We start from the raw sequence: 17,577 nt of genomic DNA, 5'->3' as shown, positions 1-17,577 counted from the left end.
TCAAGTGCGGGCAGCACAAAGGGCGTGCAGTGGTTTATTCAAACACTGTTTTGATGCCGTGTACGAAGCACAGGGCTGTTGCTGTACACATATCATTCAATTTTTTAAGGAAATATGCTGGGGCGAACGACGGGGCTTGAACCCGCGACCACCGGTACCACAAACCGGCGCTCTACCAGCTGAGCTACGTCCGCCGCACAGCAAGCGGACGTTTAGAGAAAACTGCGTCGTTCGTCAATCACTTCTGGCGTTTTTATATAGAAAAATCAGCTCTGGCGGCTTTTCCACTGTTCCAGACGGGCCACAGCTTCAATCAGCACCTCCTCACGCTTGCAAAAGGCAAAGCGAATCAGGTTGCGCGGGGGGGTGCCGCTTTGTGCATCGTAAAAGGCAGATGCGGGAATGGTGGTGACACCGGCCTGCTCTGTCAGCAGGCGGCTGAAGGCCATGTCATCCAGCCCGTTTGCCAGCGGGGTAATATCTGCCATCACAAAGTAGCTGCCCTGGCAGGGCAACACGCCAAAGCCCACACGGGCCAGCCCGGCAGAAAGGATCTGGCGTTTTGTATCCATCTCCTGCGCCAGTTGGGTAAAGTAGGCAGTATCCTTGTTCAGCCCAAAGGCCACGGCGCGTTGCAGGTTGGGGGCGGTGGCAAACACAAGGTTCTGGTGCGCCTTGGCCACAACGGCTGCCAGCGGGGCAGGGGCGGTAACGTAACCCACCTTCCAGCCCGTAAAGGAAAAGCTTTTGCCTGCGCTGCCAATACGGATGCAGCGTTCACGCATATCCGGCAACGCCATGAGCGAGAGGTGCGGCGCGCCAAATACAAGGTGTTCATACACCTCATCGCAAATGGCGTAGGTATCGTGCTGGCGTATCAGGTCGGCAATAAAGGCCAGTTCCTCGGCGGTGAACACCTTGCCGGTGGGGTTCATGGGGGTGTTCAGCACAATGGCCTTGGTGCGGGGGCCAAAGGCGTTCTTCAGGGCCTCACGCGGGAGCGCCCAATCTGGTGCTTCCAGCCGCACAAGGCGCGGGATGCCCCCAAGCTGGCGCACAACAGGCAGGTAGGTATCGTAAAGCGGTTCTATCAGCACCACTTCATCGCCCGGTTCTATCAGCGCCATGAAGGAGGCTGCCAGGGCCTCGGTTGCGCCGGAGGTCACAACCACTTCCGATTCGGCATCAACGGGAATGTTCTGGAATCGGGCAGAGGCACCTGCAACGGCGGCACGCAGTTCTGGCAGGCCTGTAAGGGGCGCATACTGGTTGCGCCCATCAAGCAGGGCATCTGCAGCCAGTTGCACCATGTCCTGCGGGCCTTCCGTATCAGGAAAACCCTGCCCAAGATTGATGGCGTTATGCTTGCGCGCCAGCTCGGACATAAGCGTGAAAATAGTGACAGGCTGGTTGGCAATCTGCCTGTTAAGCAATTTTGTCATTACAAAGTTCCTTGCCCCGCTGGCGGAAAGAGGCGAATAAGACGCGATACCGAAACATTTGGCGGAAACAGTTGATTTGGTGCTTTATCGATACAAATTTGCATCTGCCTGATTGCCCGCACGGGCAAGCCGTGCAAGTGTAACGGTATGGGGTGCCTTCTGCCTATAGGGGGAGGGGGCATCATGAACGGACAGGCCCAAAATACGGGCACAACAATGGTGTGTTGACGACGCGCGATGAAGAAGATCGAGGCCATAATCAAGCCCTTCAAGCTGGATGAGGTAAAAGAAGCCCTCCATGAGCTTGGGTTGCAGGGTATTACCGTGATCGAAGCCAAGGGTTTCGGGCGGCAGAAGGGGCATACGGAGCTTTATCGCGGCGCGGAATACATTGTTGATTTCCTGCCCAAGATGAAGATTGAAGTTGTTTGCCCTGCTTCCATGGTGGAGCGGGCGGTAGAAGCCATTTCCGCTGCGGCCCGCACAGGCCGCATTGGTGATGGCAAGATTTTCGTGAGTCCGGTGGATGACGTGGTGCGAATCCGTACCGGGGAACGAGGGGAAGACGCAATCTGATACGGCCCATGCGCAAGTATGGGGCGCGAACGTGCGCGTACATTATTCCCGCAGACCGCGTGCCCGCAAAGTGCGGCATGCTGACAAAGCTTAGGTGAAGAGAGCATGGTAAAGAAAACAGCTCCGGCGGGTGACAGCAAGGCTGCTGCAATTGCCAAGGTTTTTGATCTGATTCAGGAACACTCTGTGGAACTGGTGGATCTGCGTTTTACAGACCCAAAGGGCAAGTGGCATCACACATGCCAGTATGTCAGCACCATCGAGGAAGATAGCTTTACCGATGGCTTCATGTTTGATGGATCTTCCATCGGTGGGTGGAAAGCCATTAACGAAAGCGACATGGTTCTGCTGCCGGATCCCACATCCGCAGTGATGGACCCTTTCTCTGCTCGTCCGCAGCTGATCCTGTTCTGCGATATTATCGAACCTTCCACCGGGCAGCCTTACAACCGCGACCCGCGCTCCACCGCCAAGCTGGCTGAGCAGTACCTCAAGTCCTCCGGTCTGGGTGATACGGCATTCTTTGGCCCGGAAGCCGAATTCTTCATCTTCGACAACGTGCTGTTTGGCACTGGCCCGAACTACGGCAAGTATCAGCTCGACAGCATTGAAGGACCCGATGCATCCCTGAAGGAATATCCTGAAGGCAACATGGGCCACCGTCCGGGTGTGAAGGGTGGTTACTTCCCCGTACCGCCAGTGGATAGCGAAAGCGATCTGCGTGCAGAAATGCTGGCAGCCATGGGCGAAATGGGTCTGGCTATTGAAAAGCACCACCATGAAGTGGCGCAGTCTCAGCACGAACTTGGCACCAAGTTTGAAACGCTGGTACGCGCAGCAGACTTCATGCAGATCTACAAATACTGTGTGCACAATGTTGCCAATTCCTACGGCAAGACCGCAACATTCATGCCAAAGCCCATCTATGGTGATAACGGCTCCGGCATGCACGTTCACCAGTCCATCTGGAAAGACGGCAAGCCCACCTTTGCTGGCAATGGTTATGCAGACCTGTCCGACACGGCCCTGTATTACATTGGCGGCATTATCAAGCACGCCAAGGCGCTAAACGCCTTCACCAACCCGTCCACCAACTCCTACAAGCGCCTGATTCCGGGCTTTGAAGCACCTGTGCTGCTGGCATATTCCGCCCGCAACCGTTCTGCTTCCTGCCGTATTCCGTACGCAACAAGCCCCAAGGCCAAGCGCGTTGAAGTGCGCTTCCCGGACCCCACAGCTAACCCGTATCTGGCATTCGCTGCCATGCTGATGGCTGGTATGGACGGCATCAAGAACAAGATCCACCCGGGCGATGCCATGGACAAGGATCTGTATGACCTGCCGCCGGAAGAACTGAAGCAGATCCCGACAGTTGCGGGTTCCCTGCGTGAAGCTCTGGAAGCTCTGGCTGCGGATCATGAGTTCCTGCTGGCTGGTGGCGTGTTCACCAAAGACCAGATTGAAAGCTACATCACCCTGAAATGGGATGATGTGTACCGTTTCGAACACACACCGCACCCGGTTGAATTCGAAATGTACTACTCCGTCTGATTTTCTTTTCCTTTTAGGGAAGATATCGGAAATAAAAGGCGCGGCTCCTTCGGGGGCCGCGCTTTTTTGTATTGGATTGCTGAATGGTATTGAAAACACGTATTTTTTCCGCGCTTGGGCTGTTGTGTCTGGCGGGGTGTGCAACCTCTGGTTCTGTGCCGGGCGGGCATGTTGCCACTGCGCCGCATGCTCTTGCACAGGCACAGCCCCCGGCATCTGCAACGGTTTCTGGCGCGGGAAACCCTGTGCTTTCGTCAGATCAGTCTTCCTTGATGAATGTCACCTCCCTGTCCCCTTCATGGGGAGAGGTTTACTGTGCGCAGGATATTCGCAAGCTGGCTGTGCAACTGCCGCTTCAGCAGGATGATAAGGATTATATTGCCAAGAGCCTGAAAGACGCCAAGCCGTTACAGGCGTGCTTTATTTACTCTCGCCCGGCTCCGGCACCCACACAGCCGCTGTTTGTGGCGGATGGGCAAAGCAATGGCCTTGGGGTGATGAGCATGTACGTTCTTACAGGGGCGGATCTGGCGGATACCACGGCTCTGTCCTTCAATTCCCAAACATACAGCCGGTTTCTGCTAGGGTTGCAGTGGCCCAAAACCCGCCCAACCGATGGTGTTTCTGTGCAGTTACAGGCAGATACGCCAGACAGGCACCACTATAATTTTCCGTTGGTGTTTGCCAAAGATACGCCGCAAAAAATGTTCGGCATCTTTTTGCCAATAGCCACAGTGCAGGAACTTGCCAAAGCACATCAGCTGAGTGTGAAAGTTACGGTGCCGGGGCAGGCCCCCTATACGCTTCATTACGGCACAGAGGGTTTACCCAAAAGTTTGGAAACCCTGTACAACTGGCGCCACACAACGGAAGATAAGGACGAATACGCCGTTATCAACGCCATGTCTGCCGTAGATAAAACCGTGCGGCTTAACCGTATCAACACGGCAGCCCCCGTTTACCCGGCAGTGGAAGAAAACAAAAATCTGGAAGGGCGCGTGCTGGCGCGGTGCGATATTACAGCGGCAGGGGCCCCCACCAACTGTGTGGTGCTTAAAACCATGGGCGGCGCAAATTTTACAAAAAGCGCGCTAACATATTTGCAGCAGGTGCGTTTTGCCCTTTCGGGTAACAATGTTGCAGATGGTGTTAAAGGCCATGTATTTACCGTGCGCTTTAAGCTGGACTGATACGGCCAAGTATCAAGCCACAAGGTATTGAAGTGAAAACTTCTGTAACCGCCTGTGTTTTATGAAAATGCAGGCGGTTTTTTGTGTCTTTTACAGTATTTTCTTGGGCTGCAATGCCCCGCTGTTGTATTGATTGTTCTCAAACGGTTTTTCTTGTGCAGAAAAATTGGGATGTGAACGTGTGCAGGGCAGAAAACAGGCAACATGATACAAACGAATAGTCACAAGCCAGATATTGTATTGCGGATTACCGCAGCAGTTTTTGCAATATTGGGCGTTTTTCTTGCAGGTGGAGGCCTCTGGCTGGCCCTGCTGGGCGGCTCCTGCTTTTACGTGGTGTGCGGTGTTGTGCTGCTGGCCACGGCGGTGCTGCTGTGGCAGCGGCGGCGTGATGCCCTGTGGCTTTACGCAGTGCTGGTTGCGGCCACACTCGTATGGTCTGTGGGAGAAGCCGGGTTTGATTTCTGGGCCCTGGCCCCGCGTGGTGATGTGCTGCTGCCGCTGGGCCTGTGGCTTGTGTTGCCTTTTGTCTCTTCTCGCCTGTTGCCGTCTTCACGCTGGAACAGTGCGCCCTTGCTGGCTGGTGTTGTGGTAGGGGCTGGTGTGTATGGTTACGCCCTTACGCAGGACCCGCAGGATATTGCCGGCGTGTTGCCCCGTGCCAATGTACAGGCTTCATCCGCCCCATTGCCGGGGGATAATGCAGTTGTGCCTGCGGCAGACTGGCCCGCTTATGGCCGCACGCAGGCGGGGGACAGATACTCCCCACTTGCGCAGATCAATGCCCACAATGTGCATGATCTGAAGGTGGCATGGGTGTTCCGCACCCATGATCTGAAGCGCGCGGATGATCCAGACGAAATTACAGATGAAGCCACGCCTATAAAGGTGCGCGATACGCTGTATCTATGCTCACCGCATCAGATCCTGTTTGCGATAGACGCCGCCACCGGGCACGAGCGCTGGCATTTTGACCCCAAAATTACCTACAACGCCTCCTATCAGCACATGACATGCCGCGGCGTGTCCTACGCAGAAACGCCGGTGGCGGAAGAACAGGCCCACGATGTGGCTGTGGCGGATGAATGCGCACACCGTATCTTCCTCCCCACCAATGATGGCCGCCTGTTTGCCCTGAACGCTGATACCGGGGCCCTGTGCCGTGGTTTTGGGCGTGATGGCGCAGTGGATCTTACAGATGGCATGCCCATGCGCACGCCGGGGTTTTATGAACCCACATCTCCGCCGGTTATCACGTCCAAGGTGGCCATTATTTCTGGCGCGGTGACGGATAACTACTCCACGCACGAACCTTCAGGCGTGACGCGTGGGTATGATCTGTATAGCGGCAAGCTGGTATGGGCGTTTGATCCGGGCAACCCGAACCCGAACGAACTGCCTTCCGCCACACATCATTATGTAGCCAATTCTCCCAATTCATGGATTACCTCAGCTTATGATGCACGGCTGAACCAGATTTACATTCCCACAGGTGTGGCCACGCCGGATATCTGGGGCGGCCACCGCACGCCGGATCAGGAGCGCTATGCTTCTGGCATTCTGGCGCTGGATGCAGATACCGGGCGCAAGGTGTGGTTTTACCAGACAGTGCATCATGATCTGTGGGATATGGATGTGCCATCCCAACCCAGCCTTGTGGATATAAAGCAGGCTGATGGCTCCGTAGTGCCAGCGCTGTATGCGCCCGCCAAAACAGGCAACATCTTTGTGCTGGACCGGCGCAATGGCCATTTGCTGGTGCCCGCGCCAGAAATGCCCGTACCGCAGGGGCCTGCGCCGGGGGATCATCTTTCTCCCACCCAGCCGTTCTCGGCTCTCACATTCCGCCCCAAAAACAACCTGACGGATGCCGATATGTGGGGCGCGACCATGTTGGACCAACTGGCCTGCCGCATCATGTTCAAACGCCTGCGGTATGAAGGGCCGTTTACGCCGCCTTCCACACAGGGCACGCTGGTGTTCCCCGGTAATCTGGGCATGTTTGAATGGGGCGGTCTGGCAGTGGACCCGGTGCGTGAGGTGGCGTTTACCAACCCCATTGCCGTGCCGTTTGTTTCTCGCCTTGTGCCGCGTGGGCCAAACAACCCGGCAGAGCCACCGCAGAATGCTGGCCCTTCTGGCGGAGAGGCTGGCCTGCAACCGCAATACGGCACACCGTTTGGGGTGGATTTGCACCCGTTCCTGTCCCCCATTGGCATTCCGTGCAAGCAGCCGGGCTGGGGCTATGTGGCGGGGCTGGATTTGCGCACCAACACAATTTTGTGGAAGCACCGCAACGGCACCACGCGGGATAGTTCCCCCGTGCCGCTGGCCTTCCGCGTTGGGGTGCCTTCTCTGGGTGGGCCTATCATTACCGCTGGGGGTGTAGCGTTCCTGACATCCACGCTGGATCTGTATATCCGCGCCTATGATGTCACGACAGGCCAGCAGCTCTGGCAGGACCGCCTGCCCGCAGGGGGGCAATCCACCCCCATGACGTATGAGCAGAACGGCCACCAATATGTGCTCTCGGTAGATGGCGGCCATGGTTCCTTTGGCACCAAGTTGGGGGATTACGTGGTGGCCTATGCGCTGCCAGATGCGCAGGCAAAACACTAACGCCACCCCGGTTTGGGCAGGCTTTGGCGGGCACACGTTTCAGGCGTGTGCCCGCTTTGCGTTTGGGAGAAGTGCTGTGTGTGAAAACATCCTCTTGCCGCCGCGCGCGGGATGCGTGATCCTGCATTGATGTGGAACGAACCCTACCTTGAAACATGTTGCCGCGCCGCCCTGCACAGGTTGTGCCTTGCGGGTGAGGTTGGCCGCCCAACGGGCATGAAGGACGACCCCTGCCTGACGCGTCTGGCGGGCAAGGGCCTTGCGCGGCAGAACGGGCAGGGGCGTTTTTTTATTACTGATGAAGGCACAGCCCGCCATGCCAGCGAAGTGCTGAAGCTAGAAGAACTTCACACCAAAAAATCATGATACCGGCAGAGCGTATATGGCACGCGCTGGATACACTGGCGCAGGAGCGTGGGCTTACGCCTTCTGGCTTGGCGCGGGCAGCGGGGCTGGATGCCACCACCTTTAACCCCTCGCGCCGCTATGCCGGCCATGGCGTATGGCGCTGGCCTGCGCTGCCAAGCCTGCTGCGTGCGCTGGATGTGCTGCGTGTTTCCCTCACCCAGTTTGAGGCCCATATCTGGGGGTATGATCAACCAGACAGGGCAGAAACTCCGGCACCCTGCTTGATGCGTAGCCTGCCGCTTTCCTGGCTGGATCAGGAAAGTGTGCTGGACCGGGCAGGCCTGCCCGCCGGAGGGCTGTGGGAGCAGGAAGAAACATTTTTCAGCCTGCCATCATCTTCAGCCTACATGCTGCGGGTGGATACGGAAGAGATGGAGCCCATTCTGCGGCTTGGCTGTTCACTTGTGGTGCAGCCTGAGCTGCACCCGCGTGGGGCAGACCGTGTGGTGCTGATACGCCCGGGCCAAGCCCCCGTGGTGGGCATTTTGCAGGAAAAACCCGTAATGGCCATTCAGCCCTTTGGGCGCAGCGCCCTGCACCCTGTGCCACAGGCTGCGGCAGGTGTATGGCTGCACCGTATTGTGCTGATATCGGGCTAAAAAACAGGCTGCGGGCTGGTGCCAAATGCGGCAGTGTGCGCAATAGGGAAAAAATTTACCTGATAATGGCCCAAGCCCGTGCGGAAGCGGCTGACTTTTCTTTCCGTTTCGCTTAAAGGAGCAGCATGACCGATACACCCCTTTCGCTCATCCGCAATTTTTCCATCATCGCACATATCGATCATGGAAAATCCACTCTGGCTGACCGCCTGATTCAGGCGTGCGGTGCCCTGACCGCGCGTGAAATGACCAATCAGGTTCTGGACAACATGGATCTGGAGCGTGAGCGTGGCATTACCATTAAGGCGCAAACCGTCCGGCTGACCTATCCGGCCAAGGATGGCAACACCTATGTGCTGAACCTGATGGACACCCCCGGACACGTGGACTTCGCCTACGAAGTCAGCCGGTCTCTGGCGGCGTGTGAGGGCTCGCTGCTGGTGGTGGATGCCTCTCAGGGGGTGGAAGCGCAAACACTGGCCAACGTGTATCAGGCCATTGATGCCAACCATGAAATTGTGCCCGTGCTCAACAAGGTGGATCTGCCAGCCGCAGAACCCGAGCGCGTAAAGGCCCAGATTGAAGAAGTTATTGGTATTCCGGCGGATGATGCGGTGGAAATTTCCGCCAAAACCGGCCTGAATATTGAAGGCGTGCTGGAAGCCATTGTAACCCGCCTGCCACCCCCGAAAGGTGATGCGGAAAAACCCCTGCAGGCCATGCTGATTGATAGCTGGTACGACCCGTATCTGGGTGTGATTGTGCTGGTGCGTATCAAGGAAGGGCGGCTCAAGCGCGGCATGAAGGTGCGCATGATGTCCTCCGGCGCGGTGCATCAGGTCGATCAGGTGGGTGTGTTTGCCCCACGCATGACCAGTGTTGAAAGCCTTGGCCCGGGTGAAATGGGCTTTATCAACGCGGCCATCAAAACCGTGGCGGACTGTAATGTGGGTGATACCATTACGGATGACCGCCGCCCGGCAGAAAAGCCGCTGCCCGGGTTCAAACCCTCCATTCCCGTGGTGTGGTGTGGCCTGTACCCCGTTGTGGCCGATGACTTTGAAAAACTGCGCGACAGCCTTGCCAAGCTGCGCCTGAACGATGCCTCCTTCCACTACGAGGCCGAAACCTCCGCAGCCCTTGGCTTCGGGTTCCGTTGCGGCTTCCTTGGTCTGCTGCATCTGGAAATCATTCAGGAACGTCTCTCGCGCGAGTTCGATCTGGATCTGATCGCAACCGCACCTTCCGTTGTGTACAAGATCACCCGCACCAATGGTGAGCGTGAGGAACTGCATAACCCGGCAGACATGCCCGATTCCTCCCTGATTGAAACCATTGAGGAGCCGTGGATTAAAGCCACCATCATGGTGCCGGATGAATATCTGGGCGCGGTGCTGACCCTGTGCACAGAACGGCGCGGCGTGCAGGTGGATCTGACCTACGTGGGCAGCCGTGCAATGGCTGTATACCGCCTGCCGCTGAACGAAGTGGTGTTTGATTTCTATGACCGCCTGAAATCTCTTACCCGCGGGTATGCCAGCTTCGATTACCAGATGGATGGGTATGAGGAGAGCGACCTCGTGCGTATTTCCATTCTGGTGAATCAGGAACCCGTGGATGCGCTGTCCTTTATTGCGCACCGCACGGCGGCGGAATCTCGCGGGCGTTCCATTTGCGCACGCTTGAAGGATCTTATCCCGCGCCAGTTGTTCAAGATCGCCATTCAGGCCGCCATTGGCAGCAAGGTGATTGCGCGTGAAACCATTGGCGCACTCTCCAAGGATGTGACGGCCAAGTGTTATGGTGGTGATATCTCCCGTAAGCGCAAACTTCTGGAAAAGCAGAAGGAAGGTAAAAAGCGCATGCGGCAGTTTGGTAAGGTGGAAATTCCGCAAAGCGCCTTCCTGGCCGCGCTTAAAATGGAACACTGAAACGGGACCGGGCGGAACTTTCCAGCACATCGGGCGTAACAGGGCAGGGCCGTTGGAAACCGGACTTGCCTTGTCCTGTAAACGTCCGTATGCCGGAGGGGATTGTTTGGAGCATTCGGCGTTTTTATGAACAGCACAACACCCTTGGCCATTGGTGAACAGCAGCATGTCCGGTTTGCCGAAGGGCTGGGGCTGGATTGCGGCGTTACCCTTGCCCCTGTTGATATTGCCTACCGCACCTATGGCACGCTTTCAGAAAAGCGGGATAACGCCATACTGATCTGCCACGCCTTTACGGGGGACCAGTACGTGGCGGAGGAACACCCGCTTACGGGCAAGCCCGGCTGGTGGAGCCGCATGGTGGGGCCGGGAAAGCCCATTGATACCAACAGGTTTTTTGTTATCTGCTCCAACGTGTTGGGGGGGTGTATGGGCAGCACCGGCCCACGCTCCATCCGCACAGATGCAGAAGGTGATGGCACAGAGCTTTGGGGCACGGCGTTTCCGCCCATTACCATTCGGGATATGGTGCGCGCGCAGCACAAGCTTGTGCATGCACTGGGCATAGAAAAACTGTTTGCCGTTATTGGCGGCTCCATGGGCGGTATGCAGGTGCTGGAATGGACAGTGACCTACCCGCAGATGATGCTGGCAGCCATGCCCATTGCCACGGCACCTTTCCATTCCGCCCAGAACATTGCGTTTAACGAGGTAGGGCGGCAGGCCATTATTGCAGACCCGGACTGGCGCGGTGGCCGCTATTGGGCGGATGATGTTGTGCCTGCCCGTGGCTTGGCTGTGGCCCGCATGATGGGGCATATCACCTATCTTTCGGAAGAAGCCTTAACGCGCAAGTTCGGCCGCCGCATGCGGCGCGGGCCTGTAAGCGGGCAGGGGCCAGAAGGCCCTGTTTCCATGTTCAGCGATATTTTTGAGGTGGAATCCTACCTGCGTTATCAGGGCTCCACCTTTGTGCGCCGGTTTGATGCCAACTCCTACCTCACCATCACCCGTGCGATGGATTGGTTTGATATTGCCGCAGACCATGATGGAGAACTGACACACGCCTTTGCTGGCACGCCGGTGCGGTTTTGTGTGGTGTCGTTCTCGTCCGACTGGCTGTTCCCCACATCGGCGGCCCGCACATTGGTGCGTGCGCTCAACCGGGCTGCGGCCAATGTCTCGTTTGTAGAAATCGAGACAGACAAAGGGCACGATGCTTTCTTGCTGGAAGAACCGGATTTTGACCGCACGGTGCGTGGCTTTTTGTGTGGTGTGGCCGAACATGCGGGGCTTGCCTGATGCGTCTTGACCAGCGGCTGATTGCCGAAATGATAGCCCCCGGCACCCGCGTGCTGGATATTGGCAGCGGAGATGGCGCGCTTATTGACCATCTGTTCCGTTACCGTGGGTGCGATGCGCGCGGTATTGAGCTGAATATGGAGCTTGTTACCAAGTCTGTCGCGCACGGGCTGCCTGTGGTGCATGGTGATGCAGACCACGATCTGGCGCATTATCCGCACCACGCGTTTGATTACGTGGTGCTGCAACGCACCTTGCAGGCTGTGGCCCGCCCGCGTGAGGTGCTGCTGCAAATGCTGCGTATTGGGCGGCATGCCATTGTCTCGTTTCCCAATTTTGGGCATTGGGAGCTCCGGCTTAAGCTGCTGCTCAGCGGCCGTATGCCCATGACATCTGTCTGGCACACACCGTGGTATGAAACCCCGAACATCCACCCCTGTACCATCCGGGATTTTCTGGAGCTGTGTAAGCAGGATGGCTACATTGTAGAGCAATGGATGGCGGTGGATGAAGAAGGTGAACGCGCGCCGTGGCGGCGCTCTATCCGGCTGGCTAACCTGTTTGGGGAACAAGCACTTTTCCTGCTTCGGCGCCGAAATGGCTAACGGGTAAGAGCCTGCGGCAAATAAGTTGCCTAAAAATTATGTTAGATTTATGCCATTTGCGTGAACGGCGTGCAAAATTCTCTAAATGGCAATATTTTAAAAAGATCTTTAAGATATCAGCATAAACCGTCTAAAACCAACAATGTTATAACGATTTTTATCCCGATTTCTAAAAATTCCTCAACATTACACGAACATCATTTTAGGACTAATATGGTACGGAAGCCTTGCGGCGTTTATAAAGTCCCCTTATATACAGCTTTACAAGGTTTGTGAGGAATGAACGCAGTTCAAAAACTTCCTTAGCGGATCTTGATGTGTTCAAAATTTTGTGGGTGCTCAGCTGCAAGCCGGTGCAAGAATGTTCCGTGTGCGCCACAAAACATACAGTGCATAACTGAAAAGGGTGCGGTCTCTCGATCTCGTTTTCAGGCTGCACAAATAAGGTTGGCCCTGATGACCAAATTTTCCGATCTGGCACTTGCTCCACCACTGCTGAAGGCATTGGCAGAGCAGGGGTATGATACACCCACTCCTATTCAGGAACGTTCCATCCCCTATCTGTTGCAGGGGCGTGATCTGCTGGGCCTGGCCCAAACAGGCACAGGCAAAACCGCATCCTTTGCGCTGCCTATTCTGGAACATCTAATCAAAAACCCACGTGCAAATACGCCCAAGCAGCCGCGTGTTCTGGTGCTGGCCCCCACGCGTGAGCTTGTGGCCCAGATTAGCGATAGCTTTAAGGCTTACGCCCGCCACATGAAGTTTACGCAGGCCGTTGTGTTTGGCGGTGTAGGGCAGGGCCGACAGGTTGAAGCCATGCGCCGTGGCGTAGATGTGCTGGTGGCTGCACCGGGCCGTCTGCTTGATCTGATGGGTCAGGGCTTTATTGATCTGTCCGGTCTGGAAATTCTGGTGCTGGATGAAGCCGACCGCATGCTGGACATGGGGTTTGTACGCGATATCCGCCGTATCATGACCTTTGTGCCAGAGCAGCGTCAGACACTTCTGTTCTCTGCCACCATGCCGCGCAGCATTGAAGATCTGGCAGCATCCCTGCTGAATGACCCGGCACGCGTTGAAGTGGCGCCGCCTTCCAGCACGGTGGATCGTATTCAGCAGGCTGTCATGTTCGTCAATGGCGCGGGCGATAAGCGCGATGCGCTGCTGAACATGGTGGAATCTCCCAAGGTTTCCCGCGCTGTGGTGTTCACGCTCATGAAGCATGAAGCCAACAAGGTTGCGGAGTTTTTGAACAAGAACAACGTGGTGGCAGAGGCCATTCACGGCAACAAGTCTCAGGGTGCGCGTGAGCGGGCCATGAAGGGCTTCCGCTCCGGTTCCGTTAAGGTGCTGGTGGCAACGGATATTGCCGCCCGCGGTATTGATGTGGACGACGTAAGCCACGTGTTCAATTACGATCTGCCAAACGTGCCGGAAAGCTACGTGCATCGTATTGGCCGTACAGCACGCGCCGGGCGTGATGGCTGGGCTGTTTCCTTCTGCGATGCAGAACAGCGCGCTTGGCTGCGTGATATTGAACGCACCATTGGCAAAACCGTGCCAGTGGTTCGGGACCATCCGTGGCACTCGGCTGAGGCTGAAGCTTCCACCATGCGTCCGCCTGTTCTGGGTGGCGGTGGCCGTGGCCGTGGTGGCCCGCGTGGCGGCGCACCTCGTGGGGGTGCGCCCGGTGGTGGGCGTGGTGGCCCGCGCCGTTCCGGTGGTGGTGCCCGCAGTGGTGGCCGTTCTGGCGCACCTGCTGGCCGCATGTAATATCTCAGGCGAATAGCTTGCAAAATAAGGCTGCTGCATCCTTTGGGTGCGGCAGCTTTTTTGTTTTGGGGCGCGCTATGGCTGTGGCAACTGGTTGGCAGATGGTAGGTGCAGGCTAATGGAAACGGGGCAGTGATCGGAAAGGTTTTGCCCGGTTTCCTCCGCCAAAGGTATTACGCGTAAGGAATTGGGAACTTTCCATGCCCGCGCAGCCCCACCCAGAATAATGTGGTCTATAAAATAGCTGCCGCCTTGGCAGGGGCTTGCCACGCCAGCGGTTGCCAGATCCAGCGGTGCAATGCGTAACAGCGTAAGAAACAGCGGATCATGCACCGTAAGGTGGCGGTTAAAATCCCCCATAATGGCAAAGGCTTCATGGTGTTGGGTGCGGTCGGCCACCCAATCATCCAGCGCGGCAAATTGCTGCCAGAGGGTTGCGCAGGCGGGGCGGGAGGCATGGGGCAGGTTATCCGGGCATCCGGCTTTAAGATGCACCACCAGAATACGCAGGGCCTGCCCGTTCTGGTGGATGGTAATATCCAGCCCGCTGCGTAAGTGATGATGTGAGGCCGGGGCTGTTGCATAGGCATCCAGCGCCGTAACATCCGGATTTTGTTCAAACGGAATATCTGCCCGCACAGCTAGCGCCGTATGCTGCACGATATGATCTTGGCTGATGACAAGGTGATAACGCGCGAATGGAAAAAGCTGCCCGGCACTGGCGGGGCTTTCTATTTCCTGCAAGGCCACAATATCGCCGTGCAAATGGGCGGCGTAGCTGGCAAGGCTGGAAATATCGGCAGATGTGCGGTGGGGAATATCTGGCGGCGCCTGTGCGTAACCGGGGTGTGCCGGATCAAGCAGCCAGTCCAGATTCCACGTGCTGAGTTTAAGTGTGTCTGCTGCGGTTGCCGAAGTAAAACTTAGGCAACACGCAGCCAGAACAAGTGCAGAAAAGAAGAACGAAGGGCCTTTAGGCGGCTTTTTCTTCCATCTGTGTAATAACGGTTTTAATGGGCAGGCTTTTACGTGTTTGTTCATCCAGCACCGTAATTTCACCGGTGCCGATATCATAAAACCACCCTTGCAAGAACAGCGTGCCCTTTGCCAACCCAGCGGCCACGGCGGGGTGCGTACGCAAATGGGCCAGCTGCAACAGCACGTTCTGTTCTGCAACAGAGCGCACGGTGGCGGGGCCAACATCTTCGCCCGTAAAGGTGTGCAGCGTGGCCGCGCGGGCGGCTTCTGCATTGCGCAGCCATTTACGCACGGTTGGCATTTTATCCAGCCCGTTCTTTTCTGGTTCCAGCAGGGCCTTCATGGCGCCGCAATCAGAATGGCCACACACAATAATGGTGGAAACCCCAAGGCCCAGAACAGCATATTCCACTGCGGAGGACACACCACCCAGCATTTCACCATATGCGGGCACAAGGTTGCCAATGTTGCGCAGAATAAACAGGTCACCCGGCCCTGTCTGAGTAATCAGATTGGGGTTAATGCGGCTATCTGCGCATGCAATAAACAGAGCTTCTGGGGCTTGCCCTTTTGCCAGGCTGGCGAACAGTTCTTCTTTGGCAGGAAAAACCTCGGTGTTGAAGTGCTCAACGCCACGCAGCAGGGAAAGAAGGCTGCTTCTGGCTTCAGAACATGAGGGCATATAAGAACTCCGGCAAATTACTATGTCGGTTCACCCTTGTAACAAAAGGGCTTCAACAATGGTGACGGTTAAATAACGGCAAGACAACTTGAGAGTTTTGCACGCAGATGAAAAAAAATGCCACCCTCTGCTGGAAGGTGGCATTTGCATAGAGCGCTTTAGCTTAGCGGATCATCTTCATCCGGTTCGCTCATCTGGTCTGCCGGGTGGCGCACGGGTGGGGCATTGGTGCGCACGGGGCGGGGGTTTTCTGTCTGCCTGCGGGTAAAGTTGCCTGCCAGAGCGGAAAGCTCCAGAAACTGGTCTGCCTGCCGGCGCAGATCATCCCCAATCAACGGCGGGGTGGAGCGCATGGAGGACACAACAGAAACCCGCGTGCCCTGCCGCTGCACGGCTTCCACCACGCGGCGGAAATCAGAATCACCGCTAAACAGAATGGCGTGGTCGATATGCGGGGCCATTTCCATCATGTCCACGGCAATTTCTATGTCCATATTGCCTTTTACGCGGCGCTTGCCGGTGGAATCGGTAAATTCGCGCGCAGGTTTGGTAACAAGAAAATACCCGTTATAGGAAAGCCAGTCCGTAAGGGGCTTAAGCGGGGAGTAATCTTCTGTATCCAAAATGGCAGCATAGTAATAAGCGCGGATAATATGCGTTTTAGCCGCAAAGAAATCCAACAGCTTTTTATAGTCTACATCAAAACCAAGGCTACGGGATGTAGAATAAAGGCTGGAGCCATCAATGAAAAGGCAGGTCTTTTCGGTTTTCTGAAGGTTCATAGTGGGTGTCCTCTAAATACTTTGGGGTGCTGTTTTGGGCATTCTTATGAAATGGTCTGAGGTCTTTTCGGTTTTGATAGAAAGAATGGTAAGATCATCAGATAACGATATCCATCAAATGTGGCAGAATTTTCTGCGAGGAACGAGTTTATAACGATGCCGGAAATGAATACCAGATCAGTGCTGATAGCGATAGGTGCGAATCTTCCGCATTTGCGATTAAGTGCGCGGCAGACGTGTGAGCAAGCCGTGCAGGCCTTGAAAAACCTACCTGAACTGGAGGTTGAGGCTGTTTCTCACTGGTATGAAAGTGCACCTGTGCCACCATCTGGGCAGCCTCCTTATGTGAATGGGGTTGTGCGTTGCCGCACGACGCTGGCGCCTCTGGCTTTGCTTGATGCGCTTCAAGGGGTGGAAACGCAGTTGGGGCGTGTACGTTCCGTGCCAAATGCAGCGCGCACGCTTGATTTGGATATTATTTCGATAGACAATATACAGACAAATATAGATCGGCTTATATTACCGCATCCCCGCGCAACCCAGCGCGCTTTTGTGCTGTACCCCTTGCGCGATGTTGCGCCGGAATGGAAAGACCCCGTAACCGGCAAGGGGCTGGATGCCCTGCTTGAAGGTGTTGCAGGGCAGGAAATACAGCCCGCAAAAGAATAAGCTCTTCCGTAGGCGGGGCGGATGCGGTAATATACTCTTTCTGTTCCTATAAGCATCTATAAGCTGAAACTTGTCTGGAGGCTCTCCGCAATGGCCCGCGTCACCGTTGAAGACTGTGTGGAAAAGGTCCCGAACCGTTTTGAACTGGTGGTCTATGCCGCACAGCGCGCCCGCAATATCTCTCGCGGGGAAGAGCTGACAGTTGATCGGGATAACGATAAAAACCCCGTTGTCGCTCTGCGTGAAATTGCAGACGAAACCGTCTCTCTCACCGCTCTGCGCAATGATCTGATCCGTTCTCAGGCCCGTGAGCCCGAGCCCGAACCTGTGGAAGAAGAAGTGCAGGATCTGGTTCCGACCGAGCAGAACATCTTTGGCCTGCAGGAAGTTTCTGCAGAAGAAGAAGCCGCTGATGATGTGCGGGCTATTGAAGCTGCACTTACCGGTCGCGCACGTCGGTAATTCGG

General features: G+C 56.1%; 16 protein-coding genes and 1 tRNA gene. 12 read left to right on the top strand and 5 right to left on the bottom strand.

Going from position 1 to position 17,577, the window contains the following annotated elements; genetic code table 11:
- Positions 1-118: 118 nt before the first annotated feature.
- Positions 119-194 (bottom strand) — tRNA-His (locus ABNV41_RS08105).
- Between the two features lie 72 nt (positions 195-266).
- Complete coding sequence (locus ABNV41_RS08100; protein WP_349934533.1) at positions 267-1,442, bottom strand: aminotransferase; 1,176 nt, start codon at positions 1,440-1,442, stop codon at positions 267-269.
- 237 nt (positions 1,443-1,679) lie between these two features.
- Between ABNV41_RS08100 and ABNV41_RS08095 the strand changes: the two genes are divergently transcribed.
- From ABNV41_RS08095 to ABNV41_RS08050, 10 genes are all read left to right on the top strand, one after another.
- Positions 1,680-2,018 (top strand): P-II family nitrogen regulator, encoded by a 339-nt coding sequence (locus ABNV41_RS08095; RefSeq protein ID WP_003622497.1) that lies wholly within the window; start codon positions 1,680-1,682, stop codon positions 2,016-2,018.
- Between the two features lie 105 nt (positions 2,019-2,123).
- Positions 2,124-3,569, top strand: coding sequence for a type I glutamate--ammonia ligase (glnA, locus tag ABNV41_RS08090; protein ID WP_003622499.1), 1,446 nt, complete (start codon positions 2,124-2,126; stop codon positions 3,567-3,569).
- An 83-nt stretch (positions 3,570-3,652) separates the two neighbouring features.
- The gene (locus ABNV41_RS08085; RefSeq protein WP_050819379.1) at positions 3,653-4,759 is read left to right on the top strand and encodes an energy transducer TonB; all 1,107 of its coding nucleotides are present in this window, start codon (positions 3,653-3,655) and stop codon (positions 4,757-4,759) included.
- A gap of 204 nt (positions 4,760-4,963) precedes the next feature.
- Positions 4,964-7,378 carry a glucose/quinate/shikimate family membrane-bound PQQ-dependent dehydrogenase gene (locus ABNV41_RS08080; RefSeq protein ID WP_050819380.1) on the top strand — a complete coding sequence of 805 codons (2,415 nt, stop codon included), beginning with the start codon at positions 4,964-4,966 and terminating at the stop codon, positions 7,376-7,378.
- A 111-nt stretch (positions 7,379-7,489) separates the two neighbouring features.
- Positions 7,490-7,744, top strand: a complete 255-nt coding sequence (locus ABNV41_RS08075; RefSeq protein ID WP_080986755.1) for a hypothetical protein — start codon at positions 7,490-7,492, stop codon at positions 7,742-7,744.
- Positions 7,741-8,385 (top strand): helix-turn-helix transcriptional regulator, encoded by a 645-nt coding sequence (locus ABNV41_RS08070; RefSeq protein ID WP_050819381.1) that lies wholly within the window; start codon positions 7,741-7,743, stop codon positions 8,383-8,385. Before ABNV41_RS08075 ends, ABNV41_RS08070 begins: the two co-directional genes overlap by 4 nt.
- A 125-nt stretch (positions 8,386-8,510) precedes the next feature.
- Positions 8,511-10,316, top strand: a complete 1,806-nt coding sequence (lepA, locus tag ABNV41_RS08065) for a translation elongation factor 4 (RefSeq protein ID WP_050819382.1) — start codon at positions 8,511-8,513, stop codon at positions 10,314-10,316.
- Positions 10,317-10,442: 126 nt separating this feature from the next.
- Complete coding sequence (locus tag ABNV41_RS08060; protein ID WP_087651454.1) at positions 10,443-11,618, top strand: homoserine O-acetyltransferase; 1,176 nt, start codon at positions 10,443-10,445, stop codon at positions 11,616-11,618.
- A complete protein-coding gene (metW, locus tag ABNV41_RS08055; RefSeq protein ID WP_050819384.1) occupies positions 11,618-12,223 on the top strand; it encodes a methionine biosynthesis protein MetW in 606 nt (201 codons plus the stop codon). The genes ABNV41_RS08060 and metW overlap by 1 nt, the downstream gene beginning before the upstream one ends.
- A 456-nt stretch (positions 12,224-12,679) precedes the next feature.
- Positions 12,680-13,999, top strand: coding sequence for a DEAD/DEAH box helicase (locus ABNV41_RS08050; protein WP_050819385.1), 1,320 nt, complete (start codon positions 12,680-12,682; stop codon positions 13,997-13,999).
- Positions 14,000-14,074: 75 nt separating this feature from the next.
- Here the strand turns inward: ABNV41_RS08050 and ABNV41_RS08045 are convergent, their stop codons facing one another.
- The 3 genes from ABNV41_RS08045 to ABNV41_RS08035 all read right to left on the bottom strand — a co-directional run bounded on the left by ABNV41_RS08045 (position 14,075) and on the right by ABNV41_RS08035 (position 16,441).
- Positions 14,075-15,040: a hypothetical protein gene (locus ABNV41_RS08045; RefSeq protein ID WP_080986756.1), complete on the bottom strand. Its 966-nt coding sequence runs from the start codon at positions 15,038-15,040 to the stop codon at positions 14,075-14,077.
- A complete protein-coding gene (locus ABNV41_RS08040; protein ID WP_087651453.1) occupies positions 14,973-15,659 on the bottom strand; it encodes a carbonic anhydrase in 687 nt (228 codons plus the stop codon). The genes ABNV41_RS08045 and ABNV41_RS08040 overlap by 68 nt, the downstream gene beginning before the upstream one ends.
- A 158-nt stretch (positions 15,660-15,817) precedes the next feature.
- Positions 15,818-16,441 (bottom strand): NYN domain-containing protein, encoded by a 624-nt coding sequence (locus tag ABNV41_RS08035; RefSeq protein ID WP_003622527.1) that lies wholly within the window; start codon positions 16,439-16,441, stop codon positions 15,818-15,820.
- A gap of 156 nt (positions 16,442-16,597) precedes the next feature.
- On the opposite strand from ABNV41_RS08035, the gene folK reads away from it, so the two are divergent.
- Together folK and rpoZ are read left to right on the top strand one after the other, a co-directional pair.
- The gene (folK, locus tag ABNV41_RS08030; protein WP_349934532.1) at positions 16,598-17,110 is read left to right on the top strand and encodes a 2-amino-4-hydroxy-6-hydroxymethyldihydropteridine diphosphokinase; all 513 of its coding nucleotides are present in this window, start codon (positions 16,598-16,600) and stop codon (positions 17,108-17,110) included.
- A gap of 90 nt (positions 17,111-17,200) precedes the next feature.
- Entirely contained in the window at positions 17,201-17,572 is a 372-nt protein-coding gene (rpoZ, locus tag ABNV41_RS08025; protein WP_050819388.1) for a DNA-directed RNA polymerase subunit omega, read from the top strand.
- The last annotated feature ends 5 nt before the right edge of the window (positions 17,573-17,577 follow it).

Source organism: Acetobacter sp. A11-2 (genome assembly GCF_040208445.1).
GTDB classification, from domain to species: Bacteria; Pseudomonadota; Alphaproteobacteria; order Acetobacterales; family Acetobacteraceae; genus Acetobacter; species Acetobacter oryzoeni.
This window is presented reverse-complemented; position numbering and strand designations above follow the sequence as displayed.